We start from the raw sequence: 14,431 nt of genomic DNA on the forward strand, positions 1-14,431 counted from the left end.
ATCAAGACGGCTTCCAGCTGGCGAGTTCGGTGAGAATGAATGATTTCTGGGATCGTATGAAGCGTGAACTGCGCGATGCGATCCGCGAGTCCGGGCGGCCGGACCTGACGCTCGCGATATTTTCCGGTGTGACCGCCTGGGCTTTGACGTCCGTGTTGCGATTGGCGGTTACTGTGCTTCAGAGTCAGTAAAGCCTTGCGCTAGTGCTCCAAAGACGCATCCGGAGGGGACACCGGCGGTCTCCGGTTAGCTGTTCAGCATCCGCGGTAATGTCGGTGGCATTCGGTTCATCATCCGCTGCACCGGCAATGCGAAGCGCCTAAGGAAGCCATCCCGTGCCCGCAACCTGCCGTGTCGCCAGAGCTGCAAGCTCGGCTTTTTTCATCTTAATCCACGCAGTTTGCATAACGCAATCGAGGGTTGCAAATAGTGCAGCAAGGATGCCCGGAGATTACATTCAAGGAAGCAAATGTGCTTTGAAGCCGAAGGCCGTACTCACGATGCTAATTCAGGGGGCGGGGAATAAACCCGGCCGCGATGCGGCCAGGGACCACAGGCGCCTGGGAGGAACATTCGTCTGAAATTGCGGTTGGGCTGTCAGGTTTTCAAAGGAGGATCTGATGGCAGCCGAAGAAAGAGAGACAAGCACTTTGATTGGTAGCGACAAGGTCGAAGGCACTGCGGTGTACGGAGCGGATGAAAGCCAGATCGGTTCGATCGAGCGCGTCATGATCGACAAGCGGTCCGGCAAAGTCTCGTACGCGGTCCTGAGTTTCGGCGGTTTCCTCGGTATCGGGGACGATCATTACCCGCTCCCGTGGGAGTCGCTTAGATATGATACCGGCCTCGGCGGATACCGAACCGGCATCACGGAAAAGCAGCTGCAGGGCGCGCCAAAATACCGGAGCGATAACGATTGGAGCTGGGAAGACCCGGCCCGTACGCGCGGCGTTAATGAGTACTACGGCGTCATCCCAACCTGACGCGCATCCTGATGAGAAAGCCCGCCGAAAGGCGGGCTCTTTCTGCCTAATACGCGCATGAAAAAGCCGCTGGCAATCGACTAGCGGCACCGGGAAAAGCGATTTAGATCTGAAATTTATTCCAGCCCCGGTAACATAACGCTACGACGCCTAAGGACCGGGAAAAAAGCAGTACTTGCGGTTCCCCTCACGGAACAACGGCGGCGTGGCCGTTCAGGGACGCTCGTGCGGCAGAACGGGTAGCCGTCGCCCAATCAGCCTGCAGTAGGAACCAGTCATTCTTCGCTCCGTTAGCTGCCCAGCTTCACCACGGTGACGCACAAATCTCAAAATATTGGAGAAGCGCAAATGCCAAAAGAGCCGAAGACACTCGACGACCTGTTTCACGATACCCTGAAGGACATCTATTTCGCGGAGAAGAAGATCCTGGCCACCCTGCCGAAAATGGCCAAGGCTGCCCAGAGCGAAGAGTTGAAGGCTGCGTTCGTGAAGCACCTCACCGAAACCGAAGGCCAGATAGAGCGCCTGGAAAAGGTTTTCGCCGTCATCGAAAAGAAGCCGCAGGGAAAAACCTGCGCGGCCATCGTCGGTATCACGGAAGAGGGCGCCGAGATCATGGAAGAATACAAGGGCTCGCCCGCTCTCGACGCCGGTCTCCTGGCCGCCGCACAGGCAGTCGAGCACTACGAGATTTCCCGCTACGGCACCATGATTGCCTGGGCGGAAGAGCTCGGTCTCGAAGACGCAGTTTCGCTTCTTGAGGAAACGCTCGAAGAGGAAGAAGCGACGGACGAGGCTTTGACTGAAATCGCCAAGACGGCGATTAATCAGCAGGCCCAAGCTGCGTAAAGTAAATTACTTAACGAAGAATGCCCCGCAGACGCGGGGCATTTTTTGCGACATCCCATTTTTTGCGACATCCTAAGGCTAAGCGGCTGGCTTCACTTTGGAGAAGGCGTAAGCGGCCGTCCCCTTCGAGCGTGCACAGTTTCACTTCGCTGTATTCCTCGATCTCAAAATTCGCGCAGTTGCGACTTCAGTTCTTCCTCCGACAACATCTCTTTGCGCAGGTTCTGTTTTTCCAAGCGGCATTTTTGAATAAGCTTCAAGGCCGGCGGCTTCAGGATGGGCCGGGTGGACGGAAATTTATACGACAGCCAATCAAGCAAATATTCCCAACCGACCTTCTCGCTGAAAGGCTGCGCTTTAGCGACGGCTGGTTGTTACCAAGCGAACAACGGTCGTTCGATCCGTGTTGCGGAGGCACGCCGGTGAAAAGTTTGGCCATACTTGTTTTGAACAATCTTCGGTCGCGCCCTCAGCCTTGACGGGCTGCGACGATGTCTCTTCGGCTCTCGCGGCAGTAGTAAGCAGGAGAGAAAGCGCGATAGCAGATAGAACGTATTTCATTTTGCGCCTCGTTTGAGCTGCCAACGAGCGGAATCACGCTGCGTTCCGGCAAATTGTCGAACTAGAAAGAAAAACCCTGCCGAGGACCGCTCGGCAGGGCCACGCAGGCGATGGACGCGCAAAGTGGGGCCCTGATCGTCCATCGAGCACTGCGAACTCGTACTGATCGCGGATCAGTTTTCCGTACAAACCTTCATCCTTTTCATGCCAGTTTCGGCTTCGGTCCTGGTTTTGAACACGCCGTTGTCGACTACCGTGGTCGTGGTGGTCGGCTTTTTATCGACAATGGTGCATTTCTTGGTGGTTGCATCTCTCACCACATAATATTCCGAGGTAACGGCGGTTTGCGCAAAGGCCGAAGTGACCGTAAACGCGACGACGGCGCTTGAAAGCAGCAGCTTTTTCATGTTGTCTCCTCCAGTGATAATTGGGCCGGAACTGCTTATTTTTCCCGGCTTTGTGTGCGCTTTAGTGCACCGACGCGGACAAAATAGTAGCCGACGCCGCCGACAACGATCACAGTAGGAGCTCCCACAGCAACAGTACCCGCATTTACGCCTCCTCATAAATTGACCACGATATTCCAACGGTGCGTATTGCCACTTGTTCCCGATATATATCGGCTGCTAGATGAAAGCAGCTGCGGCACGCGCCCGAAAGCAGTACGGCGGGTTGCTCGAACGGCGGAGGGCCTTGGCAAAAGCGCGTACGCGCCTAGGTCACTAGTTTAGGAACTATAGCGGTAGCGAAAGGTTACGAGCGCTCCTGAAACTCTGGAGAAAACTATGAAACGCTCATTTCTTTTCATTTCTATTGGATTGTTGGCCGCTACGACGGCGTCGGCGCAAAATCCGCCCGCGCAGTCAGGACCGAACAACAACGCGGTCAATAGTGCCGGTCAAAACAACTCCAACGCTCCGGTCGCGGGTCGCAACAGCTTCACCGAAGGCCAAGCGAAGTCGAAAATCGAGGACGCCGGCTACACCAATGTCACGGAACTAAAGAAAGACGACAATGGTGTTTGGCGCGGCAAGGCCAGCAAGAGCGGCTCAGCCACTGCGGTAAGCATCGATTTTCAAGGCAACGTCAATTCTGCCAAGTAAGGAAGACCAAACATGACTGTTACCATTTCTCGGCTTTACGATACTCACAACGACGCCCAGCAAGCTGTTAGGCGCCTGGAAGCCGCGGGCGTGCCGCATTCGGACATCAGCCTCGTCGCCAATAACTCCGATGGCTGGTTCAACTCCGACAAAAAGTTGGATCGCGATCGCGATGGCGTGGATGATCGCGCCGAGGGCGCTGGCAAGGGCGCTGGCATTGGCGCGGGCGTGGGTGGCGCAGCTGGCCTTCTTGCCGGACTTGGCTTGTTGGCAATACCCGGGCTTGGACCCGTTGTTGCGGCTGGTTGGCTGGCTGCCACAGCGGTTGGCGCGGCAGCGGGCGCAGCCACCGGCGGTATTGTCGGCGCGCTCACAGAGGCAGGCGTGTCTGAGGCAGATGCCCACTCCTACGCCGAGGGCGTCCGTCGGGGCGGCACGCTGGTTTCAGCGCGGGTCGCCGACGCCGAACGTTCCCGTCTCGAAGCGATGTTAGACGAGTCTGCTATCAATCTGCGTGACCGAAGCGCGGCCTGGCAAAAGGCGGGGTGGAAGTCGTTCGATGCCGGCAGCGAGCCCTACGGCGCTGAAGAGGTCCGAAAGGAACGGGCCCTGTACGGCGGTGGACTTCGCTAAGCCTCAAGACGGCCCGCTTTGGCGGGCCGTCGTTCGGGTGATTATCAAAGTTGAACGGGACCAGAGTCGTTACGTTCCCACGCTTGATTGCGAGTAATTTGGTGCGAAGGCGATCTCAATCTCTTCGGTACGCGGTCTCAATCTCTTCGGTATAAAGAGTCGTAGAGCTATTTGAGCTTTCTTGCGTTGACGGGGTCCTTCCAGCGAGCTAGGCCGGATCCCCGCGAGCCGATCGGCCTACCGTTGGTTGCGGTCCCGACATCCACGCCTGGTCATCCTCCCAATTTCTCAGGGCAGCGAAACGCGGGTGCACCTGTCGAGACACCAGAGGTCACGACGGGTTTCCTAAGTGCGCTTGATGCTGGAGGGACACTTCACGCGCGCGCCGCATTCTGGTTGCCGCTCCTGGCGCTGTTCAACGCGCGCGCGTCAGGCTGAATTGGCGGGGCTCACTGTGGCCAATGTCGAGACAGAGCCGGAGACACAAATGCCGCTGCTCTTCGTCACTGAACGGACGTCCTCCCAGCGCTGTTTAGTCGCCGGAACCTTAATCCGTCTCATGCGTTGCGGGGCCGAGAAGGAGAGTTCATGCATCGCGTTAGACTGGTGATAGCAGATCGACGTCCCATTGTTTTGCAAGGTTTTGTATCGCTATTCAGAGCGCAGCCCGATTTCGAGGTGGTTGCATGCTGTCTCGATGGAGCTAGTTGCCTTGCAGCCATTCGCAGGTTGACGCCCGATGTGGTGCTACTGGAGGACGGGTTCACGGATGTGACCGCGTCCGACATGCTCGCCGTCGTGGGCGACAAAGGACTTTCTTCCCGACTGGTGTTCTTCACCGCTTCTGTCGCCTGTGGCGATCTTGCCACAGCAATGGCGACCGGTGCTTGCGGCATGATATCGATGAGCGCCAAACCGGAAGCGCTAGTGCAGTCCGTGAGGCTGGAAAAACCGGGGTCAGACCTGGCGAGGGTCGGTAACGAAGCCGATGGAATCGCGTCGTTCGGTAATAACGTTTTGGCAATTCTGACCGTCAACGAGCGGACGATCATGGATCTCGTCGCCGAGGGGTTGTCAGACAGCGATATTGCTCGGGTGCTCGGTGTCGTCCCGGACATCGTCAGGATTCACCTCAACCACGCGCGACAGAAGCTCGGAATCAGCAGCCGTACGGAGCTCGCCGCGCTCGCCCTTTCGCGCCGTTACGGCGCGATGAGTATCCTGGCAGCTGCTATCCTGGCGGCGTTGGACGATTCAGTCGAAGCCGGTCACACCGCGATCGAAAGTTTCACGGTCATGGCCGCAAACGGCTCCGCGAAGGTTGTCACTATCAAAATCAGCCGAAAGGAAACAGTATCAGGTGACATCCCAGAAAGAGCCGCCAGCAAGGAGCGCGGCGGCGCCGGCGCGGCAACTGGAACGTCAAGGCCGATCGGAAAGCTCGTCGATCCGGGTGACGAGATGGCGCAGGCAGCACTCAACGCGCCGAGGCCGAGTTCGAGCAGCTACAGCATCTTCACGATTGCGGCTTTCGGAGCCTTGATTTACGAGCTCGATCGTACCGCCCACGCCGCGCAAGCGTTTGATTTTGGCGATGGCCTAGCTGATGTCTTCACTTCATTTGCCGCAAGCGAAGCTAAAGGACTGGCAGCGGTCGCAGCTCCCAGCTTCGCAAATTTCGACGGCACACCAGCTACTGCAGTGTCCAATCGGGCGTTCGCATTCGAGTTCGCCCAAGGCGATACGATCACCAGACACCACAGCGAGCGCCATGTTGGCGATGCCGACGCGGAGGATAACGGCAGCGACCGAGCGAACACTATTCCCCAAGGTTCCGGAACCATTAACGTTGTCGCGGCGGCCGCAAACGAAGGCACGCGTGACACAACGCAGGCAGGCCAGGATAACGAGCCCAATCATGGTCAAGGGCAGCCCGCCCTGCATGATTCCGACAACGGCTCTGGAGCTGCCAAGGGGCATATCAAGCATGAGGCCCCGGGGGACGATTTAAATCACGGTCAGTCGCAGAAGGCCCTGCATGATTCCGACAACGGCTCTGGAGCTGCCAAGGGGCATATCAAGCATGAGGCCCCGGGGGACGATTTAAATCACGGTCAGTCGCAGAAGGCCCTGCATGATTCCGACAACGGCTCTGGAGCTGCCAAGGGGCAAATCAAACATGAGGCTCCGGGAGACGATTTAGATACTAACAAACCACAGCACGACCTACAAACGGCGTCCGTAAAATCTGCCGACGACGCACATTCGGCATTGAAGGTTAAGGCTGAAGGAAAGGAAGGGGCTTCCTCCGACGACGCCGGTCGGGCCAAATCACCAGTTGGCACCGAACTTGGAGATTCCTTTCATTTTAATAATGGCGCCAACGATGCTTCTTCAGACATTCTTGACTTACAGCAGCTGGGCCATGGAAGCGGGAAAGCACATGAAGATGGTCAGCATGCTGCCGCACACAACGGACCGGTGTTAGTCCAGGATGCAGATGCGATTGATACTTCAGCGGCGCAGCACGATCACTTAGGACATAGCAATCACTATGCGGCTCACGATTTGATTGTGTAGCCATGTACTGATCGGGATGCAGTATGCCGCCTCGTTAGTTGCAATCCCTTCATGAGACGCAGGGGCCAGGGGATAATCGGGAGACGCGAAATTGCAATTCGGACAAGGCGCGCCCGCGTCTCCACGAGTGCACGCATGTGGGCGTCTTGACCTCTCACACCCGGCCGCAATCCGCACAGAGCAGCCGAGTCATACCGACGCTCTTACTTGCTTCAGTCCCGTTCGAGCGGCTTGCCGCTGAAGAGCATGAGCTCAAGCTCAAAGCCCGTTGGAAGGGGCAGGCGAGGGCTTACCGAAAGCTGGCGGCAGAGCGCGCAGAGAAATTCGGACTTTATCTCCGCCGAGCCTGCCAGGCTCGTGATGACTCAGTTAGCGGATTATTTCATTCCAGCAATAAGGTTCGACTTCATTAGGTACGAGGTGGCCCGCTCCGGCGGGGACCGCCAACCTTAACGCAATTGGCAACGAAGGACTTTTGAAGTTATCGAAGCGCCTTGAGGCGGCCGGCACCTCAATCCAGCCCCATCTCCACCGCGATCCGGATCAGGTCCGACTGGCTCTTCGCGCCAAGCTTCTGCTTGAGCAATGAGGTGGTGTTGGCCACCGTCTTGTAGGAAATCTCGAGCGCATTGGCGACTTCGGCGATCTTGTCGCCGCGGCCAAGCAGCCGAAGAATTTCCTGCTCCCGCGCTGTCACTTGGGACGCAGGATTTGCCTTGATCGACCCGCCGGAAAAGGTCACCGCTTCCGCCAGTTGCGGTGAAACGAAGTTGTCTCCCGCGGCGACCTTCCGCACCGCCTTCACCAGCATCCGGGGATCGTCGCCCTTCCAGACATAGCCCTGCGCGCCCATCTCGATGGCGTGAACCACGAGCGCCGGATCGTCATTCATGCTGAACATGATGATCCGCGCCTCCGGATCGTCTTTTCGAATGCGACGCATCAGTTCGAAGCCGGAAACGTCCGGAAGCTTGATATCGATCACCGTGACGTCAGGCTTCCTGGCCAGGTAGGCGGTGACCGGATTTGGCGTCGGTGGCCCCCTCGATCTTCACCGTGTTGTCCGACGCGAACAGCGACCGGCAACCCGACAGGACCACTGGGTGGTCGTCGACAATCAGGACCTTCGTTGCCGATCTGTCGGATTTCTGCATCATCAACCCCTTGCGGGAGAAAACTTAGTGTTAGCGATATTTGGAATATAGATATTTTGGGGATAACGGGGTGAAAGTTGTCGAACGCTCGACTCCGATGATCTTGCTGCCGATCGATCTTTGTGGCGGTGCGCGCCGAAGGAAATCGACGCCATTAATATCCACTGGGCGGGCCTGCTCGCGATGCGGCAGGCTATCGACGGGCTCAAGCTCGCACCGCAGCATCTGCTGATCGACGCGAAACGTCTCAAAGAGGCAACAATTCCGCAGCAGGCGATTAACAAGGGAGATGCCAAATCTGCCAGCATCGCTGCCGCCTCCATTCTCACAAAGGTTTCGCGGCACGCATTGATGCGAACGCTCGATGAATGTCATCCCGGCTACGGTTTTGCATCACAAGGGTTATCCTATGCGTGCCCACCACGTCGCTCTGTCCAGGCTTGGCGCCTGCGCAGCCCATAGACGGTCGTTCGGACCTGTGCGTGAGGTGCTGGGTTTGCCGCCGTTGCCGCCTTGGCCGACGTCCTCGGAACGAGTCCGAGAGGACGGAACGCGCGAGGCTTGGCCGGGCTAATTCGCGGGCGCTCCGATGGTTGTTTCGCTGGCGGGCGCGGTGACGGTCACCTCATGGCCCTCACGGAGCGCGAGTGACGCCGCCGCTATTGTGGCCTCGAAGGCTGCTTCCTTCGTGGCGTATTCGTTTTCGGTCTTCCCGTCGTGCGGCGCCCGCCATGTGCCCTCCGTGCCGAATGTCTCGTATTTTGCGATGCCCATGAGGGCTCCTTTTACTTTGCGTTGTCGACTGATTTCGCGGGCTGGGTGTTGCTCGGCGGGTCTGACGCCGGGAAGCTATCCTTCAAACCCTTTTTCAGTTCGTCGTCCGCCTTCTTGTCGGCGGCCGCGCGCTCCTTCGGTGTGTCCGCATGCTTGTCGGTCGACGCGGGATCGAATTTGTCAGCCATGAAATCGTTCTCCGTTGCTGAAAGAATGCCCGATGCCTTCCGTGGTTCCTCCCGGAGGAACCAAGGTCCGCGCGCTCGATTGTTTCACGGCAACGAGGGAAACGTCATGGCAAAATCTGAAAACGGAAGAATCGTCGAGACATCAACTGAAGCGCGTCAGGCGGAGCCCGGCCCGAGTGTGCTTATAGTGCTCGCAATAAGCACCATAGTTGCGATCGGTGTTCTGACGTGCGTCTGGATTGTGTTCTTTCGAACCTGAGGGATAGCCTGCGCGAGGGAGCGTCACCCGATGGGTCGAAACCGCCTTCTTCCGGCGGCTCGGGGGCACCGCGAGTAGAGCCGGCGCGGCGAGAGCTGCGCGCGTCCTGACGTGGCTAAACGAGGCATGAATGAATCATCTCGATAAAAGGCAGGTCACGCCGCCGCCTCGTATTCACGGCTCTCCACTTCCTCCGTCACGACACCGAAGCGGGTTAGCCAGGCATTGCCGAACTGCGTCGAGATCGCAACGTCGGCCGCGTCGCGGCCCCGCGCGATAACGATGCGCCCGATGCGCGGAACATTGTGCCGGGCATCGAAGGTAAACCATCTTCCATCGAGGAACACCTCGAACCATGCGCTGAAGTCCATCGGCGCCGGGTCCTTGGGAACGCCAATGTCGCCGAGATAGCCTGTGCAATAGCGTGCCGGAATGTTCATGCAGCGGCACAGCGTAACCGCGAGATGCGCAAAGTCGCGACAGACACCAGCCTGCTCCAGGTGTCCTTCCGACGCTGTCCGGTCGCAGCGCGCATTGTGGTAACCGAACTGAATGCGGTTGTGAACGTAATCGCAGATCGCGTGCACACGTTCCCAGCCGTCGATAACCGGACCAAACAGCGACCACGCGAGATCCGACAGCTTTTGCGTGTCGCAATATCTGCTGCCGTACAGGAAAGGCAGCACGTCGTCAGGCAGGTCGTGCACTGCACACTGCTGTGCGCCCGGAGCGACCTCGTCCGGAAGGCCACTGTCGTTAATCAGGAAGTCCGTGCGGATTTCAAGACGTCCTGCAGGCGCGAGCAAACGCGTCCAGACGTTGCCGAATGGATCAAGGCCCTGCCTCGCCGCGACGCCGGGGGGCAGCTCAATGCGCTGCGGCGTGACCAGGTCTTTTTCGCGTGAGGGATGTACGCTGAGGAGTACCACCATCGTTACATTCTGGGCGCATTCGAATGCGATGTCGTAGCCTGCCCGGATTTTCAAGTTAGTCTCCTGTTAGAAAATGCATCCGATAAGATCGGGAGTTGTTCTTCGTTCCTGCGATCCGGCGCGGAAAAAAGCGGCAATCCGTTATGTTCAGTTTTGTACAAACCGCCGTTCCGCGAGCTGGTTGCCAGGCGCAGCTAAAGCTGCAAGTTTGTGCAAAGACCTTCTGCCAACGACCCGAATCACATGCGCCGCACTGCCACTTTGCTGGCCGTCGTGTTTTTTGCAGCCTCCGCCTTTGCGCAGGAGGATAAGAAGACCGACGATCTGAAGCCGGCCGATCCCGATACGGGCGAAAGCACGGTCGAGGAGACGACCCTTGGCCTGTTGCATCAGCCCTTCAAAAATCGGGGAGTCAAGTTCGCGGCGACCTATATCGGAGAAGCGCTGGGCAATGCTTCGGGCGGCTTCAAGAGGGGCTCGGTCTATGAGGGCCGCTTGAACCTCGCGGTCGACGTCGATTTTGAAAAGCTCGCGGGCGTGCGCGACGTGACCTTCCATGCCAACATGTTCCAGATCCACGGCGGCGGCCTGTCGCGCGGCGCTCTGCTAAACTTCATGGATGTCAGCGGCATCGAGGCGCTGCCTTCCACCCGGCTCTACGAAGCCTGGTTCGAACGCAAGTGGGGCACCAAGCTCGCCCTGCGCGCAGGGCAGCTCGCGGCCGACACAGAGTTCATGACCGCGAAATATACGGACGTGTTCACCAACGCTTCGCTCGGCTGGCCGGCCGGGCTTTCCCTCAATCTGCCGAGCGGCGGTCCTTCGCCGCCGCTGGCCGCTGTCGGGGCCCGGCTGCGCGCCGAAATCACGGACAATCTGACGGTGCTGGGCGCATTATTCAACGGCGACTCGGCGGGGCCGGGCGCGGACGACCCTCAGCTCCGCAACCGCTACGGTGTCAACTTTCGCGTCAATGACCCTCCGCTTGTTCTTGGCGAGGCGCAGTTTCTGTGGAACGGCAAGAAGGGCGACCCGGGACTGGACGGAAAACTCAAGCTTGGCGCATGGCGTCATTTCGGCGTGTTCCGCGATCAGCGCTTTGACGGGGCAGGGGTGTCGCTGGCGGACCCTGCGTCGAGCGGAATGCCCGGGCTCATGCGGGGAGATTTCGGGATTTATTCGGTCGTTGAGCAAAAACTATATCGCGTCGGCGCGGACGACGACCGCGGCGTCGGCCTCTTCGCGCGGGCGTCCTACAGCCCGCCCGACCGAAACCTCATCGACTATTACGCGGATACGGGGTTGGAATTCGTCGGCCTGGCAGATAGCCGGCCGAAGGACAAGTTCGGCATTGCGGCCGCGTACGCTCACGTCTCGCCGCGTGCTCAGGCCCTTGATCTTGACTTCCAGAGATTGACGACGCCCATCTGGCCCGCGCGCACTTTCGAAGGTCTGGTCACTGCCGTCTATCAGTACGAGGTGCGGGCCGGGTGGACCCTTCAGCCGAACTTTCAGTTCATCGTGCGCCCCGGCGGCGGCGTCACAAACCCGCTCTCCGGCCTTCCCGGGAAGGCCTTGAAAAACGCGGAGGTGTTCGGCCTTCGAACCGTGGTGAAATTTTAGCCCGGCTCGTTGCAGCCGACGTCACTGATGCGGCATTCACGCGCCGCTGACGCAGGAGCTTATTCCCGCGACAGAAGAATGAGGTTGTTAAGCGGGAATCGGTATTGCAGCGTAAAGCCCCTGGCGGTGGAACTTTCGGGCGCCGTACCGATTTACCCGCTGGCTGACAAAAGGGGCCCAAGCATGAGTGACGAAGAAAAGGCCAGAGACCCGTCCGGGATTTCGAAATTTTTCGGCGAACTCGCCAACAAAACCTCCCTAGCGGCAGGCAGGGCCTCTGCATTCATAGTGGCGGCCGGAGTCGTCATCGTATGGGCAGTAAGCGGACCCATCTTTGGCTTTTCAGATACCTGGCAGCTGGTCATCAACACGGGAACGACCATCGTCACGTTCCTGATGGTGTTTCTCATTCAGAACTCGCAGAACCGCGACAGCGCGGCGATACAGGTCAAGCTCGACGAGTTGATCCGCGTCGGCGCGGCCCGGAATTCAATGGTCGGAATCGAACACCTGACGGACGACGAACTCGAAGATCTACGCGGTAAATGCGAGGCGAGGGCACGCGCTGAAAAAGCGGCCGACAAGACGGTCAATAAGACGCGGAAGTCGGCAAGGCGGGCAGCGGACAAGGTCGCTAACTGATGCATCCGGCCGTGGGCACTCGGGCAGAGAGGCCCGTCGCCCAAAACATTGACACGATCCTGCGCCTTGAAAAGCAGGATGAAGCGAAGCTGGCGGTACATCACCGCCTATTTCACTGGGTTGGCTGGTTCGTCGGCACTGTCCGGTTTATCGTCCTTCAGTGCGTATTCGTACTCTCCTGGGTCGTTCTCAATCACGTCTTTCCGCATCACGCCTTTGACGAATATCCGTTCCCGCTGCTTGCGACGATCCTGGCGCTCGAAGCCGTACTCCTGACCTCCTGTGTGCTAATCCGCCAAAGCCGGATCGATCGTACGTTAGAGCGGCGCGACCACCTCGAACTGCAGATCAATCTTCTTGCCGAAAGGGAAGCGACCCGGTCGTTGCGCATACTGCAGAGGATCGCGAAAAGATTGGACGTCGACGATATGGAAGATGGCAGGCCGGACGAACTTGCAAGCGAGACGTCGGTCGACCAGATAGCGCAAGACCTGAGAGACCGCGAGGACGAGGATGGAAAGCACTAGACGGTGCGCCCGCGCGGTTTTCGTGCTTTTCACCCGCGGATTCTAGGGGGGCGCCCGACCGGAAAGATCGCGCGCCATCTCCCCGGCGAGTTTCTCGCACGCGAACCATACCATCAGGTTCTTCAACGTGCCGATATTCTCCAGCATGTCGGCGCGTCTGAATCCGGCGATCATGTCGGCGACGTTCTTGCAGCCGAGGCGTTCAGCTTCCTCAACCGCTATATCCCAGATTTCATTTTGGAAACGTTTGATGATACAAATCTTATCGGCCGTGTAGGTAATGCAGGGGAAGAACTCCGTTGGCCCCCGATCAAGATCGTGGCCACCTCAGGTCAAAGCCCTACAGCCACGCTGAATCATGAAAACGCTTCGGGAATTGATTGCGCCTAGGCCGCGTCGCGGCCACTTCGTCGATCGCAGCCATCACCTCGTCCGTAGCGGTCTGATGGATCATGTGACCGTTGTCGGGAAGGCGGTGAAATGCGCTCTGCGCTACGTCGGAATGCAGCCGGGCAGATTGCTTGTCGATGTCGATCAGCCGATCGCCTTCGCCCGCGATGATCACGACGGGCATCTTGAGCTCACCATACTTGTCGTCGAAATGGAAGGCGTCGGGAATCATCAGCGCCGACTCTGCGGCCGAAGCGCGGATCTGCGAGGGACGAAGCGCCATTTCCTTGGGAAACTGCTTGAACTTGGCAGGCGCGGACTTGGGTCCGAAGATCATCGCCGTCATCATGGGCCATATCATTCTGCTGATCATGGGCGAGACCGTGTGGCCCATGACATCGCCCACAACGGGGATTGCCGGGGCGGACATGGCAACGACGTCCGGACGCAGTGTGGGATAGTAGTAGCCTGAGGCAAGCACCAAACCGCGCACGAAGTCGGGGAACTTGAGAGCAAGAGCCACTGCGACCGACGCGCCCCAAGAGTGCCCGAGTACGATGGCCTGTGAAACACCGAGACGATCGAGCGCGCGCCGGATCAACTGGGCCTGAGCATCGGGCGTCCAGATGACGTTCCGTGGCCGACTGCTGTGGCCGAAACCGGGGCGGTCGATGATGATGACCCTGTAGTTCTTGGCGGCCAGGTCGACCAATCCGCTGGATTCGAAGTCCTGGATCATGCTGCCGTTGCCGTGCAGAAGCACCAACGGCTCGCCGGAACCTCGTTCCACGTAGTGAAGCTGGACACCGTCGACTTCCAGGAACTGCCCGGCTGGCGGATTTGCGTGTTCTGCCTTCTTCGCAAGATGACGGTTGAGAAGTGCCGTCGCTGCGAGCGCCCCTGCTGCGACCACGGCTGCGAACGCATAGGAAGGCCCTGCTGCACCGTTGCGGGCTTGCCTGACGGAGTTCGGAAGCCGGCGTAGTTGGTTCATCCTGGTCATGCTCACACCTCGGGCGCCTGCCCGAAATGTCGGGCACCCGACAAATGTTGCAGTGCGAGGTGAACAGCCCACAGCTGCGATCGTTCCTTTCATTGCTGCTCGATCAAGGCTTCGCTCCACGGTGGTATTTGTGCGGGTAGACGGTCACGCGCGAACTTCTCATTGGAACAATCGCCCCGCACATCCCTTTGCTCCGGAGATGAGAGGACGTGAAATGGCTAGGGGTGGGA

Annotated in this window: 16 protein-coding genes and 1 pseudogene; 11 read left to right on the forward strand and 6 right to left on the reverse strand. The window is 58.7% G+C overall.

Features of this window, described 5'->3' with window-relative positions:
• Positions 1–35: 35 nt before the first annotated feature.
• The 3 genes from ACPPVP_RS10100 (at position 36) to ACPPVP_RS10110 (ending at position 1,832) form a co-directional block, all read left to right on the forward strand.
• Positions 36–191 carry a hypothetical protein gene (locus ACPPVP_RS10100; protein WP_426533679.1) on the forward strand — a complete coding sequence of 52 codons (156 nt, stop codon included), beginning with the start codon at positions 36–38 and terminating at the stop codon, positions 189–191.
• 429 nt (positions 192–620) lie between these two features.
• On the forward strand, positions 621–983 hold the full coding sequence (locus ACPPVP_RS10105) for a PRC-barrel domain-containing protein (protein ID WP_426533681.1): 363 nt from the start codon (positions 621–623) through the stop codon (positions 981–983).
• A gap of 348 nt (positions 984–1,331) precedes the next feature.
• Entirely contained in the window at positions 1,332–1,832 is a 501-nt protein-coding gene (locus ACPPVP_RS10110; RefSeq protein ID WP_426537766.1) for a ferritin-like domain-containing protein, read from the forward strand.
• A gap of 734 nt (positions 1,833–2,566) precedes the next feature.
• Here the strand turns inward: ACPPVP_RS10110 and ACPPVP_RS10115 are convergent.
• The gene (locus ACPPVP_RS10115) at positions 2,567–2,800 is read right to left on the reverse strand and encodes a hypothetical protein (RefSeq protein ID WP_426533683.1); all 234 of its coding nucleotides are present in this window, start codon (positions 2,798–2,800) and stop codon (positions 2,567–2,569) included.
• 378 nt (positions 2,801–3,178) lie between these two features.
• Here ACPPVP_RS10115 and ACPPVP_RS10120 point away from each other — a divergent pair, with 378 nt between their 5' ends.
• From ACPPVP_RS10120 to ACPPVP_RS10130, 3 genes are all read left to right on the forward strand, one after another.
• Positions 3,179–3,496, forward strand: a complete 318-nt coding sequence (locus ACPPVP_RS10120; protein WP_426533685.1) for a hypothetical protein — start codon at positions 3,179–3,181, stop codon at positions 3,494–3,496.
• 12 nt (positions 3,497–3,508) lie between these two features.
• Positions 3,509–4,129: a hypothetical protein gene (locus ACPPVP_RS10125; protein ID WP_426533687.1), complete on the forward strand. Its 621-nt coding sequence runs from the start codon at positions 3,509–3,511 to the stop codon at positions 4,127–4,129.
• Positions 4,130–4,717: 588 nt separating this feature from the next.
• Entirely contained in the window at positions 4,718–6,709 is a 1,992-nt protein-coding gene (locus ACPPVP_RS10130; RefSeq protein WP_426533689.1) for a LuxR C-terminal-related transcriptional regulator, read from the forward strand.
• Positions 6,710–7,220: 511 nt separating this feature from the next.
• Here ACPPVP_RS10130 and ACPPVP_RS10135 read toward each other — a convergent pair.
• Positions 7,221–7,863, reverse strand: a pseudogene (locus ACPPVP_RS10135) (response regulator).
• A 120-nt stretch (positions 7,864–7,983) separates the two neighbouring features.
• On the opposite strand from ACPPVP_RS10135, the gene ACPPVP_RS10140 reads away from it, so the two are divergent.
• A complete protein-coding gene (locus ACPPVP_RS10140; protein ID WP_426533691.1) occupies positions 7,984–8,325 on the forward strand; it encodes a hypothetical protein in 342 nt (113 codons plus the stop codon).
• A 108-nt stretch (positions 8,326–8,433) separates the two neighbouring features.
• Here ACPPVP_RS10140 and ACPPVP_RS10145 read toward each other — a convergent pair whose 3' ends face one another.
• The 3 genes from ACPPVP_RS10145 to ACPPVP_RS10155 all read right to left on the reverse strand — a co-directional run bounded on the left by ACPPVP_RS10145 (position 8,434) and on the right by ACPPVP_RS10155 (position 10,070).
• Positions 8,434–8,637, reverse strand: coding sequence for a hypothetical protein (locus ACPPVP_RS10145; protein ID WP_426533693.1), 204 nt, complete (start codon positions 8,635–8,637; stop codon positions 8,434–8,436).
• Between the two features lie 11 nt (positions 8,638–8,648).
• Positions 8,649–8,825, reverse strand: coding sequence for a hypothetical protein (locus ACPPVP_RS10150; protein WP_426533695.1), 177 nt, complete (start codon positions 8,823–8,825; stop codon positions 8,649–8,651).
• Positions 8,826–9,239: 414 nt separating this feature from the next.
• Positions 9,240–10,070, reverse strand: coding sequence for a transglutaminase-like domain-containing protein (locus ACPPVP_RS10155; RefSeq protein ID WP_426533697.1), 831 nt, complete (start codon positions 10,068–10,070; stop codon positions 9,240–9,242).
• A 189-nt stretch (positions 10,071–10,259) separates the two neighbouring features.
• Here ACPPVP_RS10155 and ACPPVP_RS10160 point away from each other — a divergent pair, with 189 nt between their 5' ends.
• From ACPPVP_RS10160 to ACPPVP_RS10175, 4 genes are all read left to right on the forward strand, one after another.
• Positions 10,260–11,639, forward strand: coding sequence for a carbohydrate porin (locus ACPPVP_RS10160; RefSeq protein ID WP_426533699.1), 1,380 nt, complete (start codon positions 10,260–10,262; stop codon positions 11,637–11,639).
• 183 nt (positions 11,640–11,822) lie between these two features.
• On the forward strand, positions 11,823–12,281 hold the full coding sequence (locus ACPPVP_RS10165) for a low affinity iron permease family protein (RefSeq protein ID WP_426533701.1): 459 nt from the start codon (positions 11,823–11,825) through the stop codon (positions 12,279–12,281).
• A complete protein-coding gene (locus ACPPVP_RS10170) occupies positions 12,281–12,808 on the forward strand; it encodes a DUF1003 domain-containing protein (RefSeq protein WP_426533703.1) in 528 nt (175 codons plus the stop codon). Before ACPPVP_RS10165 ends, ACPPVP_RS10170 begins: the two co-directional genes overlap by 1 nt.
• Before the next feature lie 3 nt (positions 12,809–12,811).
• On the forward strand, positions 12,812–13,198 hold the full coding sequence (locus ACPPVP_RS10175; protein ID WP_426533705.1) for a hypothetical protein: 387 nt from the start codon (positions 12,812–12,814) through the stop codon (positions 13,196–13,198).
• Here the strand turns inward: ACPPVP_RS10175 and ACPPVP_RS10180 are convergent.
• Positions 13,149–14,201 carry an alpha/beta fold hydrolase gene (locus ACPPVP_RS10180; RefSeq protein ID WP_426537768.1) on the reverse strand — a complete coding sequence of 351 codons (1,053 nt, stop codon included), beginning with the start codon at positions 14,199–14,201 and terminating at the stop codon, positions 13,149–13,151. The genes ACPPVP_RS10175 and ACPPVP_RS10180 overlap by 50 nt on opposite strands.
• Between the last annotated feature and the right edge of the window lie 230 nt (positions 14,202–14,431).

The organism is Bradyrhizobium sp. McL0615, assembly GCF_049993905.1.
Lineage (GTDB): Bacteria > Pseudomonadota > Alphaproteobacteria > Rhizobiales > Xanthobacteraceae > Bradyrhizobium.